Here is a 26833-nt window from a genome sequence, read left to right as displayed (position 1 = left end):
GTGAATCTTTGAGAAAGCTCCTTGCAGCCTGGGTAATGATCATTTTGTCGCTTGCCACGGCGCGCCGGGTGACGATTCGCTGGCCAGGCAGCGCCAGCCGCCCTTGGCGTTGAGCAAGCGCTGCGCTGCCGCCAGCAATGTTGAGCGTTCCAGTTGACCAATGGCTGTGTGCAGTTGCGCAAGATAATCCGACGAGTGGCCGGCGAGCTTGGCCTGCCACAGCAACTCGGCGGCGTCTTTGCCGGACAGATGACTCTCATCGAACTGATCCGCGAGTGACTGGCGTTGCTGGTTGAAGTCCTCTTCATCGAGGTTTTCGATCAGCGCAGGAATGCCCTCGAGGAACTGCTGGATATGCCCAAGCAGTTCAACTGGCGCAGTATTTGGCGACTGCACACCGAACAGCAATCCACTCTGGCCATGCATCTGCCGCAGGGCGCTGAACACCGCGTAGCCCAATTGCAATTCGACCCGCAGACGCTGATAGAACGGGGTCTGGCACAGTTGCGCGAGCAGTCGCCACGCGGCCTCATCGGCAATCTCGTGGCTGGCGGTCGGGCAGAACAGCAGCAAGGCGTGTTCGCTGGACGCGGTGTCGATGTGGCTCCATAGATGTTGCGTGTTGATCGCAGGCGTTGCCGGCAATTGATTGTCCGGTGTGCCAGGGATGCGGCTCAGGGCCAGGCCCATGGACGATTGCGTCTGCGCGTTGAGGCCAAGAGCCAGTCCGTCCCAGCGCGAACTTGTCCACAGCAGTTTGGCGTCGTTCGACTCAACGGCTGATGGCAGACAGCGTTCAGGCAATGCCTTGAGCAAATGGCGGATCGGTATCAGCGGTGGTTCTGGCTCTGCGTTGGCGGAATCGACGTCAATTTGCGTCAGGCATTTCAGCGCGTGTTCGAGGACACTGGGCATCGGCTCCTGCAGGCCGGTCAGTTTCAGTAACCACTGCGTACCGGTGGCACTGAACGCCAACTCGACGCCGGCCTGCCGCGCATCTTCCTGCGTTTCCCGCAGACTGCGTTGCAGCTTGGCTTGCAGATTTACACTGGCCACCGCTTCGGTTTGCCAGCGCAGGTAAATCGCGCCGAGATCACTGTTGTCCGGCAACGCCTGGCTGAATTGCATCGGTGAACGCTCACGCCGCCCGCGGGAGCGATCCTGAGCGAAAGTCCGCAAACCACGGTGAGCGCTGGTCTGGCCGCGAATCAGGCCGGCGTTGGCCAGCGGCTCGTTGGAGCCCAAGAAAGGGTTGTCGGCAGGCAGATGCCAATGGTCGCTGAAGTTATCCACAACACCGAGGTCGCGCAGGATCTGTTTAAGCGCAACGACGCCGTTTTCCGACAGACCGCTTTCGCGTTGTTCACTGTCGAGCCGCGCCAGTGGCAGAGCACCGCTGATTTGCTGCTGACGCTCAAGCAACTTGATGTACTCCTCGCGCAACGCTGCCCAGTCCTGTTGCGCGGCGAAGAAACTCAACCAGTCCAGCAGCTGTTCGCGAATGGCGCTGAGGGATTCGGCGGAACCGGTGAATTGCAGATGCAGCAGCGCTTGCCCGGCGAACTGATACAGCGGCACGGCTTTCAAACCGTCCGCGAGGCTTTGTTGTTGCAGATGGGCGAACAGCCCGCCGGGCTTGGCGCTGTTCAGCCAATGGCAGAGAAACGCCAGTGCTTCGGCGGATGAGTCGGGCAGTGCTTCGAAAGCGAACAACAGATTGCTGCTTCGCTCGCCGAACTGTTGATAACTGTTCACCGTCAATGGCAGCGGCGCTGCCTGCTGGACTTTATCCCCAACCGGCAGCGCCACGGCGAACTGCTGTGCCAGTACGCTCAACTCCTCAATGCTCTGCGGCCCGACCAGGCTCAGCGTCATTTGCCCGGTGCGATAAAACTGCTGATGGAAATCCTTCAGTGCCTGCTGAAACGCTGGTAACTCAACTTTCAGGCTATCGCGATTCCCCGCATGAAACCCGCGCAACGGATGTGTGGCCCGCAAGCCCTCGTACAGCGCCAGTTCCTGCTGAGCCGTCGGATCTTGCGACCACGCGACGAATTCCGCGTCCAGCACTTCCCGTTCGCGCAATTGATCGTGCGGATTCATACGCGGGTGGGTGAGCATGTCTGACAGACGCTCAAGCCCGGCGCTGAAGGCCGAGGTCGGCAATTCGAAGAAGAAGTCGGTGCTGCGTTCACGGGTACTGGCATTTACTTGCCCACCGTGACTTTGCACGTAGGCCATCAGCGCCTGACTCGCAGGAAAACGCTCAGTGCCGAGAAACAGCAGATGCTCAAGGAAATGCGCCAGCCCCGGCCACTCCAGTGGCACATCATGGCTACCGGCCGCCACCCGCAACGCAGCGGCGCTACGCTTCAAGCCGGGCACCTGACGCAGGGTCACGCGCAAGCCGTTGGCCAGGGTTTCAGTGTGGGGGCGAGGGGGAGTTGGCGCAGGCATGGGCACTTCCAGAACAGTGAAGTGCCAATGCTAGCGGATTGCGTGGGGTCAGCGCTTGTTCAACGCGTGGTAAAGCTCGGGACGACGGTCGTTGAGGTAGCGATTGGCGGCGCGGGAGTCGGCCATCAACTGGCGATCCAGCTCACCGACGATCAATGCTTCATCGAGGCCAGCCTGGGCGATACGGCTGCCGTCCGGCGCGGCGATGCTGCTTTGCCCGCAATAGTGGATCTCGCCTTCATGCCCGCAATAGTTGGCGTACGCCACGTAGCACTGGTTTTCGAAGGCGCGGGAGCGCACGGTGACATCAGCGACGAAATCGAACGGAATCATGTTTGCCGTCGGCACCAGAATCAGCTCGGCACCGGCCAGCGCCAGACGCCGCGCGTTCTCGGGAAACTCCAGGTCGTAGCAGATCAGGAAACCGAGCTTCCAGCCGTTGAGTTCAACAACCGGAAAATCATCTTCGCCGGGGCTGAACATTGACCGATCAAGATCGCCGAACAGATGGGTCTTGCGGTAATTGCACAGGCGCTCGCCGTGCGCGTCGATCAACTGCACGGCGTTGTAGATCTGCCCGTCGGCCGTGCGCTCGGGGTACCCGTAAGCAATTGCCAGCCCGGCGGCTTTGGCGATTCGACCGATCTGTTGCGCCCATTCGCCGTTGTAGACCTCGGCCAAGGTGCTGACCGCTTCCTTGCCGATGTTGTAGCCGGTCAGAAACATTTCCGGCAGCACCAGCAGGTCGGCACCCTTGGCCTCCATCGCCAGTTGCTGCAGGCGATGCAGGTTTGCGGCGGGGTCCAGTGGCAGCGGTGGGCATTGGTAAAGGGCTACACGCATCGGGGAATCCTCTTACTCGGGCAGGGCGATAGGGCCGATGTCTTTGAACACATCACCCGGGCCCGGGTTCGCTTTATGTGTCGACCCGCCGAAGTGTTTCATGATGCCCCACACCGCGTTGAGCGAGGTCTGCACCGCGCCTTCGACCCATGCCGGCGTCCACGATACGTCATCGCCGGCGATGAAAATCCCGCGCTGTTCGGCTGGCATGTCGTCCTGCATGAAGTGCGCGTACATCCGCTGGTTGTAGCGATAGTGGCCGGGCAGGGCGCCTTTGAATGCACCGAGGAAGTGCGGGTCGGCTTCCCACGACACGGTGATCGGATCGCCGATGATCCGCGCGGCGATGTCGACTTTCGGGTAGATCTTCTTCAGCGCGTTCAATGCCAGTTCCACGCGTTTCTCGACCGGGTGCGGCAGCATCTTCAGCGCGTCGCTCATCCACGAGTACGACAGGCAGATCACGCCCGGCTTGTCGTCACCGTTATCGAACAGATAGGTGCCACGGGTCAGGCGATCGGTGAGGGTCATGCTCATCAGGTCGCGACCGGTTTCCGGATCCTTGTCCTTCCAGAATGGCCGGTCGACCATCACGAAGGTCTTCGACGACTGCATGTAGCGCGTGCGGTCCAGCGCCATCCACATCTTCTGCGAGAACAGGGTTTCGTCGCATTCGATCTGGGTGGTCAGCAGCCAGCTCTGGCAGGTGGTCAGCACGGCGGCGTATTCGCGGGTGTCGCCGTTGTTGTCGGTGACGGCGAAACGGCCGTCCGGCGCGTGGGCGATTTTCTTCACCCCGGAACGCGGCGCGCCACGGTGCAGGGATTTCAGGCTGGTGCCTTCCGGCCAGTGCACGCAGCGCTCCGGCACATGCCGCCAGATGCCTTGCGGCACTTGCTCCACACCGCCAACCACCAGATGCTGGTGATCATCGCAGTTGGTCATCACCACGCGGAAGATTTCCAGCATCGAGTTGGGGAAGTCCGAGTCCCAGCCGCCAGTACCGAAACCGACCTGACCGAACACTTCGCGGTGATGAAACGAGAGTTTGGCGAAGGCTTTGGAAGTGGCAACGAAATCGTAGAACGTGCGGTCGTCCCACAGCGGAACGAGTTTGTTCCACAGTTCTTTGAGGCGTGGTACGTCGCGGTCACGGATCGCTTGCTGGATATCGGCGAACTGCGAGCCAGCCTCCAGTGCATCCGCCCAGGCGTCAGCCACTTCCTGGAACAGTGCAGGAAGATCCGCCAGTTTCTGTGCGTAATGGGTTTTGCCTTCGAGATCGATCACCGTGCTGCCGGAGGCCGGCGTCAGTGGGTTCGGGAAGGGTTTGGTCTCGAGACCGAGCTTGTCTACATAGTGGTAGAACGCAGTTGAGGACACGGGGAAACGCATGCCGCCCAGTTCCGCAACGATGCCATCGGTGCCGTTGAACGCTTGCGAACGCAGACGGCCACCCAGTTTCGAGGCCTCGTACACCACCGGTTTCAAACCGAGCTTCATCAGTTCGTAAGCGGCCACCAGACCCGCGATACCCGCGCCGACAATCGCCACTTCAGCGCCATGGTGCTGTTCAGGAATGCTGCCGAGACCGGCAGGGTGTTCGATCCAGTCATCGAAGGCGAACGGGAAATCCGGGCCGAAAATGGTGACTGGTTTCTTACCGTCTGCAGGATGGCGATTGTTCTTGTTCATGGCTGACCTTGCTGGCGACCCGACGCAGGATGCGCGTCTGAGTATAGGAAAAGATGCCAGCCATTCTAGGGAGCGTAGAACACGTTAATAAGACGCAAAGTGTCGTCGTTTTGCCATTCTATTGATCAAAGTGACAATCTCCGACTTCACTTCGATCATTGTGGGAGCGAAGGCTATATTCCTTCCACTAAAGAAGGCGGCTGACAGACCGCTTTCGCGAGCAAGCCCGCTCCCACAGTGGATTTGTGTCTGGCGCAGATTCTGCGCTCAACCCGGTCAAATGTGGGAGCGGGCTTGCTCGCGAAGAGGCCCTATTTGCCAACCGAAAGGTTATTGCCATTACTCAAACCGGCTGTCCTCGATCAATCTTGCTACTCAAAATGATCGAAGTCGTGGTCTTCTCCACCCCGTCCACACTGCCGATCTGATCCAGCAATTGATCCAGTTGCTCCGGCGAGTCCGTGCGCAGCCACGCCACATAATCAAATTCGCCACTCACCGCACACAACTGCTGCACCTGCGCCATCGCACTCAAGCGACGCAGCACTTCCTTGCCAGAACGCGGCTGCACCTTGATCCCGACATAAGCCTGCAACCCGCCATCGACCACGCGCTGACCCAGACGCACGCCGTATCCGGTGATTACCTTGGCCTTCTCCAGCCGCGCCAACCGCGATGTGACGGTGGTCCGCGCAATGCCCAACTGCCGGGCAAGCATGGCCACGCTTTCGCGGGCGTTGATTTGCAGGGCGGCGATCAGTTGGCGGTCGATTTCGTCGAGTGCGGGGGGGCGGGTGTCGGGCAACGGTTGGCTCCAGAGGTGCGGGTCAATGGTTCTGCATGTTACAGGCTCGTTTGACCGGACGCTTGTGGCGAGAGAGGGGCAGATGTCGAAGTGTTTGCGGGTCGTGCAGGCATTCCTTCGTTACGTGGCTGGATGTTTCACTGTAATGATGCTGTTCACTGCTGAACGGGGCAGCGCATTATTTGCACGCAAGCATCGCGTCTTGCACCAAAGGTAACAGGGCATCAGTCGTCGCTAACAGCTCAGCCAGAAGCGTCTCGTCCACGTCCATATACCCTTCGTACTCGGCCAGATTACGCCGCTCGTGACAAAGTGCGAACAGACGAACCTGGACTTTGTTCAGGCCGAGAGTGTGCACAAGGCACTGAAAAACCAGATAGCGACGGTCGGAGCGAAAACCTTTCAGACGCATGGCAGTCAGTGCCAAGGCATGTGCGGCGTTGTAGGCGAGGTCGAAGCGACTCGCTGTGTGCATCTTTCAAACGATCTGTGGCTGATTGCAGCAGCCCTTCACATTCCTTGCGATCTGGTGGCTCGTCTTTGAGGCAGCCGCTGCGCACCAAGTTTTCCAGACTGTCATTGCTGCCCATCGGTAATCTCCGCTGGGTTGCGGCCAATCAAATCAATTTTGTCTTGTTGTTCAACTCGCACTACAAAGCTGTTGTCAGCCGCTCTCCTGGCCTGCCAGTCGACCAATGTAAAGAGCGTAGGGTTGATGGTGCGGCCAAGGTATTCCTCTACGGGAAGTAGTCGTTCCATCAAGTCGCTGTAACTGAGGTTTTCGCCAATCAGCATCAGGTCGATGTCACTGCCGGCATGCTCGCTACCCTTGGCGACGGAACCGTAGATAAATGCCCATACCAATTGATCGCTCACTGGAGCCAACGCCGCACGTAACTGCTCTGCAATACCAAAAGTCTTGCGCACGATCCCCAGCAGTTCTGTATAGATGGGGCATTCGGGGTTGGCTTGATAGTGCGTCTGGTTACCCCGGCGACTCATGGTAAGAATGCCTGCACCGTGCATACGCTCCAGTTCACGCATCAGGCTGCCCTTGCCCACCTGGGCCCAGCGGGATATTTCATTGGCGTAGAAGCTCTGATCCGGTTTGCCATACAACATGGCCAACACCTTCTGCTGGGTCGCGGTAAAGAGTGCATCGCTGAGTGGTATAACCGGCATGGTTGACTCTGGAAGTGTCCCAAAAAGGGAGCGATAGGTCCCTTTTTGGGAATTTTCAACTCTGCTTATTAGACTGTAGATGGATTTGCTTCCTTTTTCGTGAGTCGCTTAGCCCGACCGCTGATAAGCAGCGACGCCTCGAGGGTATCCCGTCAAAGAAAAGCCCAACAGACACCAAAGCGCTTCAAATCACAGCTTCGGAACTTGCCTGCAGCCTTCGGGGAGGTCTTCCGAACATTGCGCTCGCAAAGATTCTCCCCTCAACCGATCGCCCAAGAAAAAGCCGCGCATATAGCGCGGCTCTCAAATGTGGTGGGCCCACACGGACTTGAACCGTGGACCAAAGGATTATGAGTCCTCTGCTCTAACCAACTGAGCTATAGGCCCTCAGTAGGCCGCGGATTATAGCGACGGTTTGGCGGCTGTGCTATCCGAATAATCCGATACGGTTACACGAAGAAACGTTGCGGCGAATTCATCCGGGGGCAGTGGCAGGCTGACGATGTAGCCCTGAATCTGTTCGCAGCCTTCGGCGGCGAGGAATTGTTGCTGGGCCTGGGTTTCCACGCCTTCGGCAATCACGGTGAATTGCATGCTCCGGCCCAGAGCGATGATCGCGCGGACAATCGCCGCATCGTGCGGGTCATCGGGCAGTCCGCGGACAAATGACTGGTCAATCTTGAGGATGTCCAGCGGCAGGCGTTTCAGGTAACTGAGCGAAGAATAACCGGTGCCGAAGTCGTCGATCGCCAGTTGAACGCCCAGATGTTTGAGCTGGTGCAGCACCGCCAGTGCTTCTTCGGCCTGGCTCATGATGAAGTTTTCGGTAATTTCCAGTTGCAGTAAATCCGGCTGCAGACGGTTGTCCCGGAGCAGTTGTTCGATGCGCCCGAGCAGATTCGGCTGCCGCAGTTGTGCGCCGGCCAGGTTGACCGACAGCGGGCCAAGGCTGTCGTAGATCTGATTCCACTCGAACATCTGCCGGCAGGCGGTCTCGAGCACCCAATCGCCGATCTGCAGGATCATGCCGTTCTCTTCGGCCAACGGGATGAAGTGCTCCGGCGGCACCTCGCCGAAGGTCGGGTGGCGCCAGCGGATCAGCGCTTCGGCACCGACCAGGCGATGGTCGTCGAGGCTGATTTTCGGTTGGTAGTAAAGGAACAACTCTTCGCGCTCGATGGCCCGGCGCAGTTCGTGTTCCAGTGCCACACGCTCGCTGGCCTGGGCGGTGAGGTCACGGGTGTAGCTTTCGACGCGGTTGCGGCCCTTGGCCTTGGAGCGGTACATCGCCGCGTCGGCGTTTTTCACCAGGGTGGCGACATCACAGCCGTCCCGTGGATACAGGCTGGTGCCGATGCTGGCGCTGATAAAAAACTCGTGCTCACCAGCCTGAAACGGTGCGCCAAAGCAGTTGAGCAGTTTGATTGCGATGTTGTCGGCATCGCTGACTTGTTGCAGGCCCGGCAGCAGGATGATGAACTCGTCGCCCCCCAGCCGCGCGACGGTGTCGATATCGCGCAGTTGTTCTTTCAGGCGCACGGCAATGCCCTTGAGCAGCAGGTCGCCGACCGGGTGGCCGAGGCTGTCGTTGATGTGTTTGAAACGGTCGAGATCAAGGAACAGCACGGCGCCCTGACCACCGTTTTCCTGCTGACTGTTCAGCGCGGTCAGCAGGCGGCTTTCGAACAGCGTGCGATTCGGCAGGCCGGTGAGCGGGTCATGGTGCGCTTGATAGTCGAGCTTGGCTTGCGCGTGTTTCAGGCTGGAGATGTCAGCAAATACCGCGACGAAGTGGGTGATGAACTTGTCGCGGTTGCGCACGGCGCTGATGGTCAGCCAGCTCGGGTACAGTTCGCCGTTCTTGCGCCGGTTGGAAATCTCGCCCTGCCAGTGTCCCTCGTCGGTCAACTGGTGCCACATCGCTGCGTAGAACGCGCTGTCGTGCAGGCCGGAGGCGAGCAGACGCGGGGTGTGGCCGAGGGCTTCACTTTCGCTATAACCGGTGATTTCGGTGAACGCGCGGTTGACCGCGCTGATGTGCTGCTGAGTGTCAGTGATCAGTACACCTTCGGCAGTGCTCTCGAATACGGTGGCGGCCTGCTGCAGTTTTTCCTGCATCAGATGGCGCTCGGTGATGTCCCGGGCGATGGTCAGCATGCAGTCTTCGTCGCCGATCGGCAGGGGGCGGCTGGACACTTCGCACAGACGGATCTGCCCGTCGCTGCGACGGATATGGCAGGTAAAGTCGCGTACGAAGCCGTCGCGGTGCAGCAGATCGAGCATCTGCTTGCGTTCGTTGAGGTTGACCCAGATCCCCAGGTCCAGCGCCGAGCGATCCACCGACATCGCGCTGTTGAAGCCGGTGATGCGGCTGAAGCCCTCGTTGACCTCCAGTAACAGGCCATCGCTTTGCCGCGACAACAGTAATCCATCCGGCGAGGCGTGGAAGGCCTTGGCGAACTTCTCTTCGGAAGTTTGCAGTTGCTGTTGGGTTTCCTTGAGCTGGGTGATGTCGCGCACTACGACCACCAGCGCCGGAGTGGTGTCGAGATCGAACGGCTCGGCGGAAATCAGGCCGGTGAACACATGGCCATTGTTGCGGCGAAAAGGCATCTCCAGGTTGCGGATGCTGCCGGCCTGCAAGCGCTGCAACAGTCCCGGGCCGACCCCGGGAATGCCCCAGATGTTGAGTTCAGTGGCGGTCTGGCCGACGACTTCTTCCGCTTTCAGGCCTATCTGTTCTTCAAAGGCCTCGTTGACTTCCAGCAGGCAGCCATCGGACAGCCGCGCGATCACCAGAATGTCCGGGCATTGCTGGAACACCGAGGCGAACTTCTGTTCCGACAGGCGCAGCGCTTCTTCGGTCCGTTTGGTTTCGCTGATGTCGATCATCAAGCCACGCATCACCGGCTCATGGCCATGTTCAATCAGACTGACAATGTCGCGCACCCACAGACAGCGCCCGTCTGCGGTGATCACCCGATAGTCGAGGGTGTGATCGCGTCCTTCACGTACCGCGTCATCACAGAAGGCCTGGGCGCGGGTCAGGTCGGCGGGGTGAATGATGTTGCGCCAGAAGCCCGGAATCAGCCAGTGCGCCTGTGGATAACCGAGCAGATCCTCGGCATGGGGCGACACATAGCTGTAGGTGAAGTCGCTTATGCGCGCTTCCCAGGCGATGGCCGACAGGCTTTCCACCAGCCCGCGGTAGTGGTATTCGCTGCTGCGCAATTCCTGTTCGAGGTCGACACGTCGGGCAATTTCCGAACTCAAGCGGCGATTGATGCGAATGACCACCGCCAGAATGATCACCAGCAGCGACAGACCGGGTAGACCATAAATCAGCAGGTCCGACCAGAATGTCCGATGGTCGAGGACGTTGCCGACCCAATGTTCCTGAATGCTGCTGATCTCGTCCGGGGTCATGTCGGCGAGGACTTTGTCCAGAATCTCCACCAGCATTTTGTTGTCACGCGGTACAGCCATCGCCAACTGGTAGCGGTACGGTGTTTCGCCGCTGACGTACAAGCCTTCGAGCTTGAGTTGGCGCAGGCTCCAGACACTGGAAGCGAGATCGCCGACAACCGCGTCGACCTGGCCGGTGGCCAATGCCTGCAAGGTCGAGCTGACATTGGGCATGGCCACCAGATTCAGATCCGGGTGATGTGTACGCAGCAGTTCATGGGGGGCGTAGTTTTCCACGACCGCAATCTTCAAACCGTACAAATCCTCTATCTTGCGGGGCTGGGCGCCGCCGACGTGGGCGAGGATGACAATGGGGAAGTCGAGGTAGGGGCGAGTGAATGACAGATAGTTTTGCCGCTCCGGGGTGGACATGATGCCCGGCAGCAGATCGATCTTGCCGTGTTTGACCTGCTCCAGTACTTCGGTCCAGCTCGAGGGTTCGACGGGGGTGAGATTGATCGCCAGTCGCTGGCGGATCACGCCGATATAGTCGGCGGCCAGGCCCTGATAGCGGTTTTCATCATCGCGGAACTCGAAAGGCGGCCACGAAGCATCGACACCCAGGCGCAAGTCCGGGTGAGCCGCCAGCCAGCTACGTTCTTCATCGGTCAGAGTCAGCGCGTCAGCCGTTGCGGTCCAGATCATCAGTGACAGCAAGAAAAGCAAGGGCGCCAGTCTGGGCATAACCGTCTCGTTATGGCACGGGATTCATTGTTTTCGAGTGTAGACGGGGTATGCAGGGGAGGGGGGTGAGAGGGATTTAATCTGCCCATAAACAAAACCCCCGGCCTGGGCCGGGGGTTCTGGTATCACTCGTCGAGGAAGGAGCGCAGATGCTCGCTTCGCGTCGGGTGGCGCAGCTTGCGCAGCGCCTTGGCTTCGATCTGACGGATCCGCTCACGCGTTACGTCAAACTGTTTGCCCACTTCTTCGAGTGTGTGGTCGGTGTTCATGTCGATACCGAAGCGCATGCGCAGTACCTTGGCTTCACGGGCAGTGAGGCCGGACAGCACTTCGCGGGTCGCTTCTTTCAGGCTTTCAACGGTTGCAACATCGATTGGCGACTGCATGGTCGAGTCTTCGATGAAGTCACCCAGATGAGAGTCTTCGTCATCACCGATCGGGGTTTCCATGGAGATCGGCTCTTTAGCGATCTTCAATACCTTGCGGATCTTGTCCTCAGGCATTTCCATGCGTTCGCCCAGCTCTTCCGGGGTCGGTTCGCGACCCATTTCCTGCAGCATCTGGCGGGAAATGCGGTTGAGCTTGTTGATCGTCTCGATCATGTGCACCGGAATACGGATGGTGCGGGCCTGGTCGGCGATCGAGCGAGTGATCGCTTGACGGATCCACCAGGTGGCATAAGTCGAGAACTTGTAACCACGACGGTATTCGAACTTGTCCACCGCTTTCATCAGACCGATGTTGCCTTCCTGGATCAGATCGAGGAATTGCAGGCCGCGGTTGGTGTACTTCTTGGCGATCGAGATCACCAGACGCAAGTTGGCTTCAACCATCTCTTTCTTCGCGCGGCGGGCCTTGGCCTCACCGATCGACATGCGACGGTTGATGTCCTTGATTTCAGCGATGGTCAGACCGGTCTCGGTTTCCAGCGCGGTCAGCTTCTGCTGGCAACGAATGATATCCGGCTGTACGCGACCAATGGCTTCGGCGTATTTGCTCTTGCCTTTGGCCAGGGCATCGGACCAGCTTTCGTCGACTTCATTGCCCGGGAACTGACGCAGGAAATCGGCGCGTGGCATACGTGCATCACGTACGCACAGTTGCATGATCGCGCGCTCTTGCTGACGCAGACGATCCAGGGCACTGCGAACACGCTCGACCAGGGCTTCGAATTGCTTCGGCACCAGTTTGATCGGCATGAACAGCTCGGCCAGAACCAGCAACTCGGCAACCGCTGCCTTGTTGTGACGACCGTGCTTTTTCAGGGCCTTGCGGGTGATTTCCATCTGATCGGCCACAGCGCCGAAACGCTGGGCAGCGATGACCGGATCCGGACCGCTTTCGGCTTCTTCTTCGTCATCCGAAGCTTCGGCGTCATCGTCGTCGGTATCGTCGTCAGCCTTGGCGGCTTTCGCGTCGATCGGCGGTGGCACTTCGGCAGCCGGCGGCGCAATGCCGTCGTCCGGGTCGATGTAACCGCTCAGAACGTCGGACAGGCGACCACCTTCGGTGGTGACGCGAGTGTACTCGGAGAGAATGTGGTCAACCGTGCCAGGGAAGTGCGCAATAGCGCTCATCACTTCACGGATGCCTTCTTCGATACGTTTGGCGATTTCGATTTCGCCTTCACGAGTCAGAAGCTCGACCGTACCCATCTCACGCATATACATGCGCACAGGGTCAGTGGTGCGACCGATATCGGTCTCCACCGCTGCCAACGCGGCGGCTGCTTCTTCCGCAGCGGCCTCGTCGGTATCGGCGTCGGCCAACATAAGGGCGTCCGCATCCGGAGCACTCTCGTGTACGGGGATCCCCATGTCGTTAATCATGCGGATGATGTCTTCCACCTGCTCCGGATCTGAAATATCCTCGGGCAGATGGTCGTTGACCTCGGCGTAAGTCAGATACTTCTGCTCACGACCCAGTTTGATCAACTCAATAATACGAGACTGCTGTTGCGCTTTTCCGGACATAACACCCTATCCACTGAAGGTCTTGGCGGGCAAAAAACAAGCCGAGGATTATACCTGAGCTATGACCTCACGCGCCAGTTGAGGTCGGGTTTGATGCGGAAACATTGCGACTTAGAAGGTCGCGCAGTTGATTTTTCTCTTCGACGCTCAGTTCGCTTTGACGCGCTTTCCTGAGCAACTGTTCCAGATTTCGCTCGCGTTGGCGGGCTGACAAGCTAGTAATGGTGTCGAAAAACTGTTGTTCAAGGTTTTCTCCGTCAATCAGCCACTCCTTTTCCGCCAGTGCCTTGAGCAACCGACCTTGTTCAGTGCCGTGCCATCGCGCGATCAACTGAAATGAGTTTAGCTTGGGATTCTTCTGTACGGCCTCGAGCAGCGCCACAAGTAACTGTGCGTTGGTCTGATTTTCGTCCGCAATGTGTCCGGCGTCTTCAACGCGCTTGGCCAGTTGCGGGTGGTGCAGCAATGTACGAAGGGCGGTCAGGGTTGGCGACTCGACGCCAATCGGCGTGCGTGGGCGCTGTTGGTCGCGATCACCGCCGCGCTTGCCGTTCTTGTCCCAGGGTTTCTTGTCCCATTTCTTGCCGCCGGCGCCGGGTTTCTTTGGCGTCCACTCCTGCTGCGGCACGTACATATCCTGTGCCTGCGGCTGATGGTAGTCGCTGTAGTCCGGCATTGCGTCGTAATCGATGCCCGGATCGTAGGCGGGCGGCGCTTCCTGTGGTGCGCTTTGGGCCAGCTGACTGACGGTTTCGCTGCTCAGACCGGTGATTTCGGTCAGGCGCTGACGCATCAGGATGCGCAGGTTGGCGCCCGGCACTTTGTCGATCAACGGTGCGGCGAGGGTGGCCATGTGAGCCTTGCCTTCGAGCGAGCGCGGATCGGCTTCCTCGGTCAGTTGCTGGAAGAAATAGTCTGCCAGCGGCTGCGCATGCTGATTGATGCGAGCCTTGAAAGCGTCAGTGCCTTCGGCGCGAACCAGGGTGTCCGGGTCTTCGCCTTCCGGGAGAAACAGGAAGCGCGCGCGGCGTCCATCCTGCAGGCACGGCAGTGTTGCTTCCAGGGCGCGCCATGCGGCGTTGCGGCCGGCCTGGTCGCCGTCGAAACAGAACAGAACGTTCGGCACGACGCGAAACAGGCGCTTGAGGTGTTCTTCGCTGGTCGCTGTGCCCAGGGTCGCGACGGCATTGCGCAAGCCTTGCTGGGCAAGGGCGATGACGTCCATGTAGCCTTCGACGACGATGATTTCATCGAGATTGCGGTTGTTCTTGCGTGCTTCATAGAGGCCGTAGAGTTCCTGGCCTTTATGGAACACCGGGGTTTCCGGCGAGTTCAGGTATTTCGGCTTGTCGTCACCCAGTACCCTGCCACCGAAAGCGATGATCCGGCCACGGGTATCACGGATCGGGAACATGACGCGATCGCGAAAGCGGTCATAGCGTTTGCCGGTTTCAGCGTTCTCGATCAGCAGGCCGGCGTCGATCATGGCTTTCTGCTGCAACGTGTCGCTGCTCAAATGCTTGAACAGATTGTCCCAGCCAGGCGGTGCGAAACCCAGGCCGAAGTCCCGGGCGATCTCGCCAGTCAGGCCACGGCCCTTGAGGTAATCCACGGCGGCTTTGCGTGCGGGATGGCTCTTGAGCGCCTGCCGGTAAAAATCGGCGGCGGCGGTGAGCAGCGGATACAGTGGCGAATCGGTTGGTTGCCGCGGTTTGTGCGGGCGACCGCTTTCCTCGCGGGGGATTTCCATGCCGGCGGCTTTGGCCAGGTCCTCGACGGCCTGGGGGAAATCCAGGTTGTCGTGGTCCATGAGAAAGCCGAGGGCGTTGCCGCCGGCGCCGCAGCCGAAGCAGTAATAGAACTGCTTGTCGGGGCTGACGCTGAACGACGGGGTTTTCTCTTTATGAAACGGGCAGCAGGCGGTGTAGTTCTTGCCGGCCTTTTTCAGTTGCACGCGCGAGCTGACCACGTCGACGATGTCGGTGCGGTTCAGGAGGTCGTCAATAAAGCTCTGGGGAATCAGCCCGGCCATGGCGTTCTCGTCTGTGCTTGTAATGAGTCCGATGCGAAGGGCGGCCGGACGCAGGTCTTGAGTGAAGCGCACAAAATGGGCGGCTCGACCGGTGTCGTTTGCGTGATCGCTGTCGGGAAGTGTATCTGCCGAAAATCCACTGACGTTAGTGCCTATCAGTCTTCGACTATTTGAAAGTGTTGCGCTGAATCCGCTGACGGCCGATAAATGGCCTCGGATAGCTCAATAAAACGGGCACGCATGCAGGTGCCTTGGGCTGATCGTCGTGAGAGGAATCAGTGGGTGTGCTCGTCAGTAGCCTTGAAAGGCTCGTCAGAAAAGACGTGCACCGCTGGCAAAAGAGCCAGGCCTGACGCGGTGAAGCAGTTTTGTCTCGATCGCATGTGCGGCTTCGACGGTGAAGCATCAAGCGTTTTACGCAAATGCCATTAGCCCGGCTGAGGGCCGGGCTTAGGCAAGAAGCTTGCTACGATCGTCTGTGTATTAGTACAGACGAACGGCGCGGCGCTGTTCGCGCTGAACTTTCTTGGCGTGACGCTTAACAGCGGCTGCTGCTTTGCGCTTACGCTCAGAAGTTGGCTTCTCGTAAAATTCGCGGCTACGAACTTCAGCCAGTACACCGGCTTTTTCGCAGGAGCGCTTGAAACGACGCAGAGCTACGTCGAAGGGTTCGTTCTCTTTAACTTTGACGGCTGGCATCCAGAGCTACCTTCATTCATTACCGGGGTCAACATCCTCGCGGCAAAAGAGCACTTGAAGACGTCGGTTTTTAAGGGTTGCGGATGTTAACCCCTCATCGCTCGGAATGCAAAGCCTCTGATCGAAAACCGCTAGTCGGGGCATCGCATGGCGACTATTATGCGCGCCTTCGAATTCAGCCTAAACAAGGCGCAAACCCATGCTAGTACTGGGATTAGAAACGTCCTGCGACGAAACCGGCGTCGCTTTATACGACAGCGAACGCGGCCTGCTGGCCGACGCGCTGTTCAGTCAGATCGACCTGCACCGCATTTATGGCGGTGTGGTGCCGGAGCTGGCCTCGCGTGACCACGTCAAGCGCATGCTGCCCTTGATTCGTCAGGTGTTGGCCGAGGCTGACTGCGTGCCGACCGAGATCGACGCGATCGCTTACACCGCGGGCCCGGGCCTGGTCGGAGCGCTGCTGGTCGGTGCCTCTTGCGCGCAGGCGCTGGCGTTTGCCTGGGGTATTCCGGCACTCGGAGTGCACCACATGGAAGGCCACTTGCTGGCGCCAATGCTGGAGCCAAAACCGCCGGAATTCCCGTTCGTCGCTTTGTTGGTTTCCGGTGGTCATACGCAGCTGGTTCAGGTCGATGGCATTGGCCAATACAGCCTGCTCGGCGAGACGCTCGACGATGCTGCCGGCGAAGCGTTCGACAAAACCGCGAAAATGATGGGCCTCAATTATCCGGGCGGGCCGGAAATCGCCAAGCTGGCCGAGAAGGGCGTTGCAGGACGTTTCACTTTCCCGCGTCCAATGTGCGATCGCCCGGGCCTGGATTTCAGCTTCAGCGGCTTGAAAACCTTTGCCCTCAACACCTGGCAGCAATGCGTCAGCGCCGGGGACGACAGCGAGCAAGCCCGTTGCGACATCGCGCTGGCGTTCCAGCAGGCCGTGGTGGAGACTTTGACCATCAAGTGCAAGCGCGCGCTGAAACACGCGGGCATGAAGCGTTTGGTGATCGCTGGCGGCGTCAGCGCCAACAAAGCGTTGCGCGCATCGCTGGAAAAGATGCTCGGCGACATGCAGGGCGAGGTGTTCTATGCCCGTCCCGAGTTCTGCACCGACAATGGCGCGATGATCGCGTTTGCCGGTTGCCAGCGTTTGCAGGTCGGTCAGCAGGAAAGTCTGGCGATCAGCGTGCAGGCGCGCTGGCCGATGGAGCAGTTGTCGGCGCTGTGAAGGGCGGTGTGATTGGCGGTGTGGCTGAGCGGTATTTAAAAATGCCGTTCGCGCCCGGCAAACAGGTCGCGTAGATTGCCGCGGTGGCGCCAGACGATCAGCAGCGTCAACGCGCTCATCGGCAGTAGCGCCTCCGGTTCTTGCCACGCAAGCAAGGGCAGGGTCAGGGGCGTGGCAATCAGCGCCGCCAGCGAGCTGGTGCGGGTCAGGTAGAACGTCAGCAGCCAGGCGCACACCGCAAGCAGTGCGGCGGGCGGATACAGGCCCAGCAACATGCCGGCAGCCGTGGCGACGCCTTTGCCGCCGCGAAAACGGAAGTACAGCGGGAACAGGTGACCGATCACGGCGCACACGCCGATCCAGGCCTGATCCTGCAGCGAAAGGCCCATGGCCGCTGCGATCAGCACCGGTACCAGGCCTTTGCACAGATCACCCAGCAGGGTCAGGATCGCCAGTTTGCGACCGGCCAGGCGCAGCATGTTGGTGGCGCCGGCATTACCCGAGCCACTCATTCGCGGATCCGGATTTCCGGTCAGGCGGCTGAGCAAAATGGCGAAGGACAGAGAGCCGAGCAGGTAGGCGAGGATCGCCACTAACCAAAACATGCTAACTATTCCGGGCGAGGACGCCCTGATTCTAACGGCGCATTGCGCCCTTGTCGTGCAGCGGAGAAAAGTGCTTGGACAGAGTGTTTATCGAGGGCCTGGAAGTTGACACCGTGATCGGTGCCTACGACTGGGAGCGCGGCATCCGACAGTGCTTGCGTCTTGATCTGAGCTTCGCCTGGGACAATCGCCCGGCAGCGGCCGGTGACGACCTGACCCTGGCGCTCGATTACGCCAGCGTTTCCACGCGCATCCAGGCCTTTGCCGAGCAGGCGCAGTATCAACTGGTCGAGACCTTTGCCGAGCGTCTGGTCGAAGTGCTGATGGCTGAATTCAAGATCACCTGGGTTCGTCTGAAGCTGACCAAGCCTGGTGCCGTGCCGGCAGCCAAGGGTGGTGTGGGTGTGGAGATCGAGCGCGGATGTCGCTGACTCAGGTGTACCTCGGGCTCGGTAGCAATATCGAGCGCGAAACCCATTTGCGCGCCGGACTCGACGCATTGGCGACGTTTCTGGTGGATATGCGCTGTTCGGCGGTGTTCGAGAGTCAGCCGGTGGGGATCAAGAGCGGGCCGTTCTACAACTTCGTGGTCTCGGCGCTGACCGATCTGCCGTTGATGGAGCTGGATCGGCGCCTGAAATTCATCGAAGCCGATAACGGTCGCTATGCGCCGGATCGCAAGGGGCTGCCGCTGGATATCGACGTGCTGTTATACGGCGATCTGACCGGTAACTTCGACGGCTTGATTCTGCCGCGTGCCGAAATCCTGAAAAACGCCTTTGTGCTGTGGCCGCTGTCGCTGATTGCGCCGGATCGGGTACATCCTGGTGTGGGAAAAAGCTTCGCGACGTTGTGGGCCGAGGCGCAGATCGATCAGGTGTTGGCGCCGGTGGCCTTTGAGTGGCGTGGGCAGCAGCTGACGTCTTCGGATTTGCGTTGAATTAACTGCCGCTTTCGCGAGCAAGCCCGCTCCCACATTTGCAATGCATTCCCCTTGTGGGAGCGGGCTTGCTCGCGAAGCTTTTCAGGCTGACGCCTCGTCTTTGTAGGCTTTTAGCGCCTTCAGTCGTTCTCGCTTCAGCGCTTCGCCCAGTTCCGGGCCTTTGAATCCCTTCTCCAGCAACGGCTGCACCGCGACTTCCCGTGCAGCCTTGGCAGCGCCGCGCAGATAATCCGCCTGTGGGTAACTGCGTTGCTCCAGGCCCTTGCGTCCACGGGCATCCATCTCGCAGGCGACGATGAATTCCTCAAAACGCTGCGGGCGGCGATACACGTCAAAGCTCTGCAGCAGCTCCAGCAAGGTCGACGCCTTCAGCTCCAGGGCGCGGTGGCCATGGGTGTGGTACTCGCCGACTAGCAACGCCAGTTCCTGGCAGTCCTTCGGTGCCTTGAAGCGTTCGTTGACCGCTTTGATCAGCTTCAACCCGGTGTGTTCATGGGCGATATGTCGTGGCCACTCTTTTTCCGGCGTCAGGCCTTTGCCGAGGTCATGCAGCAGACAAGCCCAGCGTACCGTTAGCGGTTGTTCGTGCAGCGCTGATTGCTCCAGAACGCTGAGAGTGTGCAGGCCGGTGTCGATTTCCGGATGATGAGCCTCCGGTTGCGGTACGCCGAACAGCGCGTCGACTTCCGGCATCAATACTTTCAAGGCGCCACAGTCGCGCAGCACCTGGATGAATACCTGCGGCTGATCTTCCATCAGTGCGCGGGAGATTTCTTTCCAGCTGCGTTCGGCGGTCAGCGCCTGCAGTTCACCGGACTCACTGAGCTGGCGCATCAGTTCCAGTGTTTCTGGTGCGACAGCGAAGCCAAGACTGGCATATCGGGCAGCAAAGCGCGCAACGCGCAGCACACGGAGCGGATCTTCGGCGAATGCGGGGGAAACGTGGCGCAGGATGCGCGCTTCGAGATCGCGCTGGCCATGATACGGATCGGTCAGGTTTTGCTGGTCGTCTTCGGCGATCGCGTTGATCGTCAGATCACGGCGGATCAGGTCTTCTTCGAGGGTGACTTCGGGGCTGGCGTGAAAGGTGAAGCCGCCATAACCGCGACCGCTTTTGCGTTCGGTGCGGGCGAGGGCGTATTCCTCGCCGGTCTTGGGGTGAAGGAATACCGGAAAATCCGCTCCAACCGGGCGATAACCCTTGGCGAGCATCTCGTCTGCCGTGGCGCCAACCACCACCCAATCAATATCGGTTACCGGTAAGCCGAGCAAGCGATCGCGCACCGCGCCGCCAACCTTGAAAATCTGCATAAAAAACCTCCGTTAGCCCGACAGGATAACCCCTGCGCCGGACTTTCGGAGGTCAGAGCCGCATCTAAAGATGAATCACGGCCAAGTCGAGCCGACCGTAATCGCCTTCGCTGTGTTCACTTCGCGGCGGTACATGGTGGGTTTTCATGATCTGGTCACCCTGCAGGGTTTCCAGATGAATGTCGAAGCCCCACAACCGGTGCAGATGTTTCAGTACCTCGTCGGTGGAGTCGCCCAAGGGTTTGCGGTCATGTTGCTGGTGACGCAGGGTCAGCGAGCGGTCGCCGCGCCGGTCGATGCTGTAGATCTGCACGTTGGGCTCGCGGTTGCCGAGGTTGTACTGCGCGGCCAGGGTTTCACGGATGATCCGGTAGCCGGTTTCGTCATGGATCGCCGGTACCAGCAAATCGTCCTTCTGATCGTCATCGAGGATGCTGAACAGCTTCAGATCGCGGATCACCTTCGGTGACAGGTATTGCAGGATGAAACTCTCGTCCTTGAAGCTGCTCATGGCGAACTTGATCGTCGACAGCCAGTCAGAGCCGGCGATGTCCGGGAACCAGCGCCGGTCTTCCTCGGTGGGGTTTTCGCACATGCGGCGGATGTCGCGATACATCGCGAAACCCAGTGCGTAGGGGTTGATCCCGTTGTAGTAAGGACTGTCGAAGCCGGGCTGGAACACCACGCTGGTGTGCGAGGTGAGGAATTCCATCATGAAGCCGTCGGTCACCAGGCCCTCGTCGTACAGGTCGTTCATCAGCGTGTAGTGCCAGAACGTGGCCCAGCCTTCGTTCATCACCTGAGTCTGGCGCTGTGGATAAAAATACTGGGCGATCTTGCGTACGATCCGCACGATCTCCCGTTGCCACGGCTCAAGCAGAGGCGCGTGTTTCTCGATGAAGTACAGGATGTTTTCCTGCGGTTCGGCCGGGAAGCGCGCGTTGTCCTTGTCGCTGTATTTGTCCGCGCCTTTGGGGATGGTGCGCCACAGATCGTTGATCTGCTTCTGCATGTGCTCTTCGCGATCTTTCTGCCGCCGGCGTTCTTCCTCGGCGGAGATCGGATACGGGCGCTTGTAGCGGTCGACTCCGTAGTTCATCAGCGCATGGCAGGAGTCGAGCAGGTCCTCCACCGCGTCGATACCGTGGCGCTCTTCGCATTGCATGATGTACTGCTTGGCGAACACCAGGTAATCGATGATCGAGCTGGCGTCAGTCCAGGTGCGGAACAGGTAGTTGCCCTTGAAGAAACTGTTGTGCCCGTAGCACGCGTGAGCGACCACCAGCGCCTGCATGCAGATGGTGTTTTCCTCCATCAGGTAGGCGATGCACGGGTCCGAGTTGATCACGATTTCGTAGGCCAGCCCCATCTGGCCGCGGCTGTAGGATTTCTCGGTGCTGAGGAAGTGTTTGCCGTAGGACCAGTGGTGATAGCCCAGTGGCATGCCGACCGAGGCATAGGCATCCATCATCTGCTCGGCGGTGATCACTTCGATCTGGTTGGGATAGGTATCCAGCGCGTAGCCGGCCGCAATCCGGGCGATTTCGCGGTCGTAGGCCTGGATCAGCTCGAACGTCCATTCGGAGCCGGTGGAGATGGGTTGGCGTTTCTGCTCTTTGGCGGTCATGTCACTAACCTGCGCTGGAAGAGTTCACGGAAGACCGGATAGATATCCCCGGCCGAGACCAGCTGCTGCTGGGCAAACGTGTCGGAAAAGGCTTCGGCAATGCGTTCGTATTCGTACCAGAGGGCCTGGTGCTCGCGCGGGGTGATCTCCACATAAGTGTAGTACTGCACAAACGGCATGATCTGGTTGATCAGGATGTCGCGGCAGATCGGCGAGTCATCGTTCCAGTTGTCGCCGTCGGAAGCCTGCGCGGCATAGATGTTCCATTCGTTGCTCGGGTAACGCTCGGCCATGATCTCCTGCATCAGCTTCAGCGCGCTGGAGACGATGGTGCCGCCGGTTTCCCGTGAATAGAAGAACTCTTCCTCGTCCACTTCCCGGGCGCTGGTGTGGTGGCGGATGAACACGACGTCGATCTTGTCGTAATTGCGCTTGAGGAACAGGTACAGCAGGATGAAAAAGCGTTTGGCGATGTCTTTGGTCGCCTGGGTCATCGAGCCGGAAACGTCCATCAGGCAGAACATCACCGCTTTCGAGCTGGGGTTGGGTTGCTTGATCAGCAGGTTGTACTTGAGGTCGAAGGTGTCGAGAAACGGCACGCGATGAATGCGCGCGCTGAGTTTTTCGATTTCCGCTTCGAGTTCCTGAATATCGCCGAAGTTATCCGGCTCTTCACGCTTTAATCGCGCCAGTTCCTCTTTGGCCTCGCGCAGTTTGGCACGGCTGCTGCCGGACAGCGCAATGCGCCTGGCGTGAGCCGAGCGCAGGGTGCGGATGATGTTGATCCGCGACGGGTTACCCTCGTTGCTGATCCCTGCGCGCACAGTCTTGAACGTGTCGGTACCACTGAGGTTGCGTTTCACCAGATTCGGCAGTTCGAGGTCCTCGAACATGAATTCGAGGAATTCTTCCTGGGTGATCTGGAAGACGAACTCGTCCATGCCCTCGCCGGAATTGCCGGCCTTGCCCGGACCGCGTCCGCCGCCACCCCCCGGTGGACGGGCGATATGTTCGCCGGCAGTGAATTCCTTGTTGCCGGGATGAACCACGGTCTGCTTGCCGCCGCGACCGTGATGAAGCACCGGTTCGTCGATGTCGCGACCGGGAATGCTGATCTGTTCGCCGTGTTCCATATCGGTGATGGAACGCCGGCTGACCGCCTCTTCGACAGCCTTCTTGATGTGATCACGGTAACGCCGCAGGAAGCGCTGGCGATTCACCGTGCTCTTGTTCTTGCCATTGAGGCGTCGGTCGATCACATAACTCATAGGAAGCCCTCCGGGCAGCTTCAAGTTGTGAGCTTCAAGCTGCAAGTAAAAGCAGGTTCCCGGGCATCTGTGGGTTACGCGCTTTGTTCTTGCAGCTGATAGCTAGAAGCTTGCAACTGCTTCACTGCGACTTCCGGACCCGCAGGTACCACTCGGACAGCAGTCGTACCTGTTTGTCGGTGTAGCCGCGTTCGACCATTCGAGTAACGAAGTCGTTGTGTTTCTGTTGATCCTCTTTGCTGGCCTTGGCATTGAAGCTGATGACTGGCAGCAGGTCTTCGGTGTTCGAGAACATTTTTTTCTCGATGACCACCCGCAGTTTTTCGTAGCTGAGCCAGGTCGGATTCTTGCCGTTGTTGTTGGCTCGGGCGCGCAATACGAAGTTGACGATTTCGTTGCGGAAATCCTTCGGATTGCTGATGCCGGCCGGCTTCTCGATTTTCTCCAGTTCTTCGTTCAGGGCGACACGGTTGAGAATCTCGCCGGTTTCCGGGTCGCGGTATTCCTGATCCTGAATCCAGAAGTCTGCATACAGCACGTAGCGGTCGAAGATGTTTTGCCCGTATTCGCTGTAAGACTCCAGGTACGCGGTCTGGATCTCCTTGCCGATGAATTCGATATAACGCGGCGCCAGGTATTCCTTGAGGTAGCGCAGGTAGCGTTCGCGAGTCTCGGCCTGGAACTGTTCCTGTTCGATCTGCTGTTCCAGCACATACAGCAGGTGCACCGGGTTGGCGGCGATTTCATGCGGATCGAAGTTGAACACCTTGGACAGGATCTTGAACGCGAAGCGGGTCGACAGGCCGTTCATGCCCTCGTCGACGCCGGCCGAGTCGCGGTATTCCTGAATCGATTTGGCCTTCGGATCGGTGTCCTTGAGGTTTTCCCCGTCGTAGACGCGCATCTTCGAATAGATGTTGGAGTTTTCCGGCTCCTTGAGGCGAGATAACACGGTGAACTGCGCCAGCATCTTCAGAGTGTCCGGTGCGCAGTGGGCCTTCGCCAGCGAACTGTTGAACAGCAACTTGTCGTAGATCTTGACCTCGTCGCTGACGCGCAGGCAGTACGGCACTTTGACGATGTAGATCCGGTCGATGAAGGCTTCGTTGTTCTTGTTGTTGCGGAAAGTGTGCCACTCCGATTCGTTGGAGTGCGCGAGCAGGATCCCGGTGAACGGAATCGCGCCGAGGCCTTCGGTACTGTTGTAGTTGCCTTCCTGGGTGGCGGTCAGCAATGGGTGCAGCACCTTGATCGGTGCCTTGAACATTTCGACGAATTCCATCAGGCCCTGGTTGGCCCGGCACAGCGCACCGGAGTAGCTGTAGGCGTCGGCGTCGTTCTGTGGGTATTCCTCGAGTTTGCGAATGTCGACCTTACCGACCAGCGCCGAGATGTCCTGGTTGTTCTCGTCGCCCGGTTCGGTTTTGGCCACGGCGATCTGATTGAGGATCGACGGGTACAACTTGACCACGCGGAACTGGCTGATGTCGCCACCGAATTCGGCCAGGCGTTTGGTCGCCCAGGGCGACATGATGGTGTTCAGGTAGCGCCGTGGAATGCCGAAATCTTCCTCGAGGATCGCGCCATCTTCGGTGGCGTTGAACAGACCCAGGGGCGATTCGAATACCGGCGAACCCTTGATCGCGTAGAAGGGCACCTTTTCCATCAGCTGTTTCAGCTTCTCGGCCAGGGACGATTTACCGCCACCAACGGGGCCGAGCAGGTAGAGGATCTGTTTCTTCTCTTCCAGGCCTTGGGCGGCATGGCGGAAATACGAGACGATCTGGTCGATGCATTCTTCCATCCCGTGGAAGTCTTCAAAGGCCGGATAGCGACGGATCACCTTGTTGGAGAAGATGCGCGACAGCCTCGAATTGGTCGATGTGTCGAGCAGTTCCGGTTCGCCGATGGCCATCAATAGACGCTCGGCGGCGGAAACGTAGGCGCTCCGGTCTTTCTTGCACAGTTCCAGGTACTCTTGCAGCGAGAGTTCTTCCTGGCGTGTGGACTCGAAGCGTTGTTGGAAGTGGCTAAAGATACTCATGACGTCACCTCGCTCGATACGTGGAGCCGACGCCGGATCACTCAGTCGATGCTGGCAAGCAGCCGCTGTGGCCACTTGTTTACCCCCCAGAACACTTTCGCGGTCGACAACCTTGAAAGTCACTCCCGATGACCCGTGCGCCGGTGTACCGGCTCTCCCCTGTTTTGGATGGCCTGGGCTTAAGGATAGTTGGGAATTCGGGAGGTAAAGGGGAGATACGTAATTAGTTGTGGCAGACCGTTCGTCTGCCCTGCGCAGGCCCACGGCAGCCGGGGCCTGCGCGTGACAAAAAAAATTATTCGGGCGTGCCTTGCGCGGTTTCTGCAGGATAAGTCGTACGCCACAACTCGAAACCGCCGTCCATGCTGTAGACGTCGGAGAAGCCCTGGCTGATCAGGTAGGCGGCCGCACCCTGGCTGGAATTGCCGTGATAGCAAACGACGACAGTCGGTGCATCAAGATCGGCGCCTTGGATAAAAGCGTGCAAGGAATGGTTGTCCAAATGCTTCGAGCCACTGATATGCAGTGCGGCAAAGGTGGCGGGATCACGGACATCAACCACGACTGCGCCTCGTTCACGCAGGGCCTGGGCCTGTTCCGGGGGGATTCGTTTGAATTCGCTCATGGCGGGTTCCTGTAGCTCGGCAGAATACGCAGTCTAACGCGGGGCGCTGACTGGCGGAGTTTCGGGGATAAGTGGGGTGACGGTTGGTACAAGCCCGCCGTGCTCATCGCATTTGCACGACACGCGCTCGCCGCTGTCGACGTTCATCAGCGTCAGGCTGCCGCCCCAGACACAACCGGTGTCGAGCGCCGAGATGCCTGGTTCGTGAACATCGCCTTCCAGCGCAGCCCAGTGACCGAAGATGATCCGCAGACCGCGGGTCTTGCGCTCCTTGTGCTGGAACCAGGGCTTGTAGCCCGGCGGGGCGGTGTCGAGGCCTTCCTTGCTCTTGAGGTCGAGCTTGCCCTCGGCGGTGCAGAAGCGCATGCGGGTGAAATAGTTGGTGATGACGCGCAGGCGGGTCACGCCCGTGAGCTCGCTGTCCCATTTCGCCGGCTCATTGCCGTACATGCCGTCCAGGTAAAGCGGAAACAGGTTGTCGTCACGCAATGCCGCTTCGGCCTCGGCCGCGTACTTCAGGGCCTTGCGCAAGGACCACTGCGGAGGAATGCCCGCATGCACCATGGCAATTTCGCGTTGCTCGTCGTAGTGCATGAGCTTTTGCTGGCGCAGCCACTCGAGCAGATCGGCCGCGTCGGGGGCTTCAATGATCTCGCGCAGGGTATCGGATTTCTTCAGGCGCTCAATGTTGTTGGCCGCAGCGAGCAGGTGCAGGTCATGGTTACCCAGTACGCAAACCAGCGAGTCACGCATGCCGTAGAGAAAACGCAGGGTCTCCAGCGATTGCGGGCCGCGGTTGACCAGGTCGCCGACCAGCCACAGCCGATCGAGCTCCGGGTCGAAAGCCACTTGCTTGAGCAGACATTTGAGCGGTTCGAGGCAGCCTTGCAGGTCGCCGACGGCGTACGTCGTCATCAGTGCAAGGCTCCGGGTACGGCGAGGCGGAAGGGCTTGATGATCGCGTCGAAATGCTTGCCGTCGTCGGCGACCATTTCATAAGAGCCCTGCATGGTGCCGACCTTGGTGGTCATCACTGTGCCGCTGCTGTAAGTGTGGCTCTTGCCTGTGTCGATCAGAGGTTGCTGACCGACGACACCGGCGCCGCGCACTTCTTCGACATGCCCGTCACCATCGGTGATCACCCAATGCCGCGACAACAGCTTGGCCGGGAGCGCGCCATTGTTTTGCACGGTGATGGTGTAGGCGAAGGCGAAGCGGTTGTGCTCGGGTTGCGATTGGTCTGCCAGATAGTGGGTGACGACACTGACATCGACCTGATAGCGAGAATCGGACATGCAAAAGGGCCTTAAGCAAAGCGGAACGCGAGGCGTAGCTGATGGGGAATCAGTC

General features: G+C 59.2%; 20 protein-coding genes, 1 tRNA gene and 1 pseudogene. 3 read left to right on the top strand and 19 right to left on the bottom strand.

Translation table 11 applies throughout. The features are described 5' to 3' along the window. Positions 1 to 39: 39 nt before the first annotated feature. The 11 genes and pseudogenes from pqqF to rpsU form a co-directional block, all read right to left on the bottom strand. Entirely contained in the window at positions 40 to 2457 is a 2418-nt protein-coding gene (pqqF, locus tag V9L13_RS18050) for a pyrroloquinoline quinone biosynthesis protein PqqF (RefSeq protein ID WP_338800154.1), read from the bottom strand. Positions 2458 to 2505: 48 nt separating this feature from the next. Beyond that, complete coding sequence (locus V9L13_RS18045) at positions 2506 to 3300, bottom strand: carbon-nitrogen hydrolase family protein (RefSeq protein ID WP_338800153.1); 795 nt, start codon at positions 3298 to 3300, stop codon at positions 2506 to 2508. A gap of 12 nt (positions 3301 to 3312) precedes the next feature. Next, positions 3313 to 4995, bottom strand: a complete 1683-nt coding sequence (locus V9L13_RS18040) for an FAD-dependent oxidoreductase (RefSeq protein WP_338800152.1) — start codon at positions 4993 to 4995, stop codon at positions 3313 to 3315. Between the two features lie 343 nt (positions 4996 to 5338). Then, the gene (locus tag V9L13_RS18035) at positions 5339 to 5800 is read right to left on the bottom strand and encodes an Lrp/AsnC family transcriptional regulator (RefSeq protein ID WP_007966501.1); all 462 of its coding nucleotides are present in this window, start codon (positions 5798 to 5800) and stop codon (positions 5339 to 5341) included. Positions 5801 to 5978: 178 nt separating this feature from the next. Further along, positions 5979 to 6390, bottom strand: a pseudogene (locus V9L13_RS18030) (hypothetical protein). Beyond that, complete coding sequence (locus V9L13_RS18025) at positions 6377 to 6982, bottom strand: nucleotidyltransferase domain-containing protein (protein WP_338800151.1); 606 nt, start codon at positions 6980 to 6982, stop codon at positions 6377 to 6379. The pseudogene V9L13_RS18030 and the gene V9L13_RS18025 overlap by 14 nt, the downstream one beginning before the upstream one ends. Positions 6983 to 7292: 310 nt before the next feature. After that, positions 7293 to 7369 (bottom strand) — tRNA-Ile (locus V9L13_RS18020). Between the two features lie 15 nt (positions 7370 to 7384). After that, positions 7385 to 11131, bottom strand: a complete 3747-nt coding sequence (locus V9L13_RS18015) for an EAL domain-containing protein (RefSeq protein WP_338800150.1) — start codon at positions 11129 to 11131, stop codon at positions 7385 to 7387. A gap of 125 nt (positions 11132 to 11256) precedes the next feature. Beyond that, positions 11257 to 13104 carry an RNA polymerase sigma factor RpoD gene (gene rpoD, locus V9L13_RS18010; protein WP_003228865.1) on the bottom strand — a complete coding sequence of 616 codons (1848 nt, stop codon included), beginning with the start codon at positions 13102 to 13104 and terminating at the stop codon, positions 11257 to 11259. A 67-nt stretch (positions 13105 to 13171) separates the two neighbouring features. Further along, on the bottom strand, positions 13172 to 15136 hold the full coding sequence (gene dnaG, locus V9L13_RS18005) for a DNA primase (RefSeq protein ID WP_338800149.1): 1965 nt from the start codon (positions 15134 to 15136) through the stop codon (positions 13172 to 13174). Positions 15137 to 15619: 483 nt separating this feature from the next. After that, a complete protein-coding gene (gene rpsU / locus V9L13_RS18000; protein ID WP_002551877.1) occupies positions 15620 to 15835 on the bottom strand; it encodes a 30S ribosomal protein S21 in 216 nt (71 codons plus the stop codon). A 199-nt stretch (positions 15836 to 16034) separates the two neighbouring features. Between rpsU and tsaD the strand changes: the two genes are divergently transcribed. Beyond that, positions 16035 to 17060 carry a tRNA (adenosine(37)-N6)-threonylcarbamoyltransferase complex transferase subunit TsaD gene (gene tsaD, locus V9L13_RS17995; RefSeq protein WP_338800148.1) on the top strand — a complete coding sequence of 342 codons (1026 nt, stop codon included), beginning with the start codon at positions 16035 to 16037 and terminating at the stop codon, positions 17058 to 17060. A gap of 35 nt (positions 17061 to 17095) precedes the next feature. On the opposite strand, the gene plsY is transcribed toward tsaD, so the two are convergent. Then, positions 17096 to 17665, bottom strand: a complete 570-nt coding sequence (plsY, locus tag V9L13_RS17990; protein WP_338800147.1) for a glycerol-3-phosphate 1-O-acyltransferase PlsY — start codon at positions 17663 to 17665, stop codon at positions 17096 to 17098. Positions 17666 to 17739: 74 nt separating this feature from the next. On the opposite strand from plsY, the gene folB reads away from it, so the two are divergent. Both folB and folK read left to right on the top strand, forming a co-directional pair. After that, positions 17740 to 18096: a dihydroneopterin aldolase gene (gene folB / locus V9L13_RS17985; protein ID WP_103521083.1), complete on the top strand. Its 357-nt coding sequence runs from the start codon at positions 17740 to 17742 to the stop codon at positions 18094 to 18096. Continuing rightward, positions 18087 to 18605: a 2-amino-4-hydroxy-6-hydroxymethyldihydropteridine diphosphokinase gene (gene folK, locus V9L13_RS17980; RefSeq protein ID WP_338800146.1), complete on the top strand. Its 519-nt coding sequence runs from the start codon at positions 18087 to 18089 to the stop codon at positions 18603 to 18605. Before folB ends, folK begins: the two co-directional genes overlap by 10 nt. A gap of 84 nt (positions 18606 to 18689) precedes the next feature. Here the strand turns inward: folK and V9L13_RS17975 are convergent, their stop codons facing one another. From V9L13_RS17975 to apaG, 7 genes are all read right to left on the bottom strand, one after another. Then, positions 18690 to 19919 (bottom strand): multifunctional CCA addition/repair protein, encoded by a 1230-nt coding sequence (locus tag V9L13_RS17975; protein ID WP_338800145.1) that lies wholly within the window; start codon positions 19917 to 19919, stop codon positions 18690 to 18692. Positions 19920 to 19983: 64 nt separating this feature from the next. Then, a complete protein-coding gene (locus V9L13_RS17970) occupies positions 19984 to 21546 on the bottom strand; it encodes a SpoVR family protein (protein WP_338800144.1) in 1563 nt (520 codons plus the stop codon). Then, positions 21543 to 22814 (bottom strand): YeaH/YhbH family protein, encoded by a 1272-nt coding sequence (locus V9L13_RS17965; RefSeq protein ID WP_003228849.1) that lies wholly within the window; start codon positions 22812 to 22814, stop codon positions 21543 to 21545. The genes V9L13_RS17970 and V9L13_RS17965 overlap by 4 nt, the downstream gene beginning before the upstream one ends. 121 nt (positions 22815 to 22935) lie before the next feature. Further along, positions 22936 to 24858, bottom strand: coding sequence for a PrkA family serine protein kinase (locus V9L13_RS17960; RefSeq protein ID WP_003228848.1), 1923 nt, complete (start codon positions 24856 to 24858; stop codon positions 22936 to 22938). A 295-nt stretch (positions 24859 to 25153) separates the two neighbouring features. Beyond that, positions 25154 to 25483 (bottom strand): thiosulfate sulfurtransferase GlpE, encoded by a 330-nt coding sequence (glpE, locus tag V9L13_RS17955; protein ID WP_338800143.1) that lies wholly within the window; start codon positions 25481 to 25483, stop codon positions 25154 to 25156. 33 nt (positions 25484 to 25516) lie between these two features. Beyond that, positions 25517 to 26398: a symmetrical bis(5'-nucleosyl)-tetraphosphatase gene (locus V9L13_RS17950; RefSeq protein ID WP_338800142.1), complete on the bottom strand. Its 882-nt coding sequence runs from the start codon at positions 26396 to 26398 to the stop codon at positions 25517 to 25519. Then, positions 26398 to 26778: a Co2+/Mg2+ efflux protein ApaG gene (apaG, locus tag V9L13_RS17945; RefSeq protein ID WP_003228843.1), complete on the bottom strand. Its 381-nt coding sequence runs from the start codon at positions 26776 to 26778 to the stop codon at positions 26398 to 26400. The genes V9L13_RS17950 and apaG overlap by 1 nt, the downstream gene beginning before the upstream one ends. Positions 26779 to 26833: the final 55 nt, after the last annotated feature.

It is taken from the genome of Pseudomonas sp. RSB 5.4 (assembly GCF_037126175.1).
Lineage (GTDB): Bacteria > Pseudomonadota > Gammaproteobacteria > Pseudomonadales > Pseudomonadaceae > Aquipseudomonas > Aquipseudomonas fluorescens_H.
This window is presented reverse-complemented; position numbering and strand designations above follow the sequence as displayed.

Bases quoted from the DNA above. Each gene is read 5' to 3' on its own strand.
- pqqF (WP_338800154.1), bottom strand. From the start codon at position 2,457: ATGCCTGCGCCAACTCCCCCTCGCCCCCACACTGAAACCCTGGCCAAC.
- V9L13_RS18045 (WP_338800153.1), bottom strand. From the start codon at position 3,300: ATGCGTGTAGCCCTTTACCAATGCCCACCGCTGCCACTGGACCCCGCC.
- V9L13_RS18040 (WP_338800152.1), bottom strand. From the start codon at position 4,995: ATGAACAAGAACAATCGCCATCCTGCAGACGGTAAGAAACCAGTCACC.
- V9L13_RS18025 (WP_338800151.1), bottom strand. From the start codon at position 6,982: ATGCCGGTTATACCACTCAGCGATGCACTCTTTACCGCGACCCAGCAG.
- V9L13_RS18015 (WP_338800150.1), bottom strand. From the start codon at position 11,131: ATGCCCAGACTGGCGCCCTTGCTTTTCTTGCTGTCACTGATGATCTGG.
- rpoD (WP_003228865.1), bottom strand. From the start codon at position 13,104: ATGTCCGGAAAAGCGCAACAGCAGTCTCGTATTATTGAGTTGATCAAA.
- dnaG (WP_338800149.1), bottom strand. From the start codon at position 15,136: ATGGCCGGGCTGATTCCCCAGAGCTTTATTGACGACCTCCTGAACCGC.
- rpsU (WP_002551877.1), bottom strand. From the start codon at position 15,835: ATGCCAGCCGTCAAAGTTAAAGAGAACGAACCCTTCGACGTAGCTCTG.
- tsaD (WP_338800148.1), top strand. From the start codon at position 16,035: ATGCTAGTACTGGGATTAGAAACGTCCTGCGACGAAACCGGCGTCGCT.
- plsY (WP_338800147.1), bottom strand. From the start codon at position 17,665: ATGTTTTGGTTAGTGGCGATCCTCGCCTACCTGCTCGGCTCTCTGTCC.
- folK (WP_338800146.1), top strand. From the start codon at position 18,087: ATGTCGCTGACTCAGGTGTACCTCGGGCTCGGTAGCAATATCGAGCGC.
- V9L13_RS17975 (WP_338800145.1), bottom strand. From the start codon at position 19,919: ATGCAGATTTTCAAGGTTGGCGGCGCGGTGCGCGATCGCTTGCTCGGC.
- V9L13_RS17970 (WP_338800144.1), bottom strand. From the start codon at position 21,546: ATGACCGCCAAAGAGCAGAAACGCCAACCCATCTCCACCGGCTCCGAA.
- V9L13_RS17965 (WP_003228849.1), bottom strand. From the start codon at position 22,814: ATGAGTTATGTGATCGACCGACGCCTCAATGGCAAGAACAAGAGCACG.
- V9L13_RS17960 (WP_003228848.1), bottom strand. From the start codon at position 24,858: ATGAGTATCTTTAGCCACTTCCAACAACGCTTCGAGTCCACACGCCAG.
- glpE (WP_338800143.1), bottom strand. From the start codon at position 25,483: ATGAGCGAATTCAAACGAATCCCCCCGGAACAGGCCCAGGCCCTGCGT.
- V9L13_RS17950 (WP_338800142.1), bottom strand. From the start codon at position 26,398: ATGACGACGTACGCCGTCGGCGACCTGCAAGGCTGCCTCGAACCGCTC.
- apaG (WP_003228843.1), bottom strand. From the start codon at position 26,778: ATGTCCGATTCTCGCTATCAGGTCGATGTCAGTGTCGTCACCCACTAT.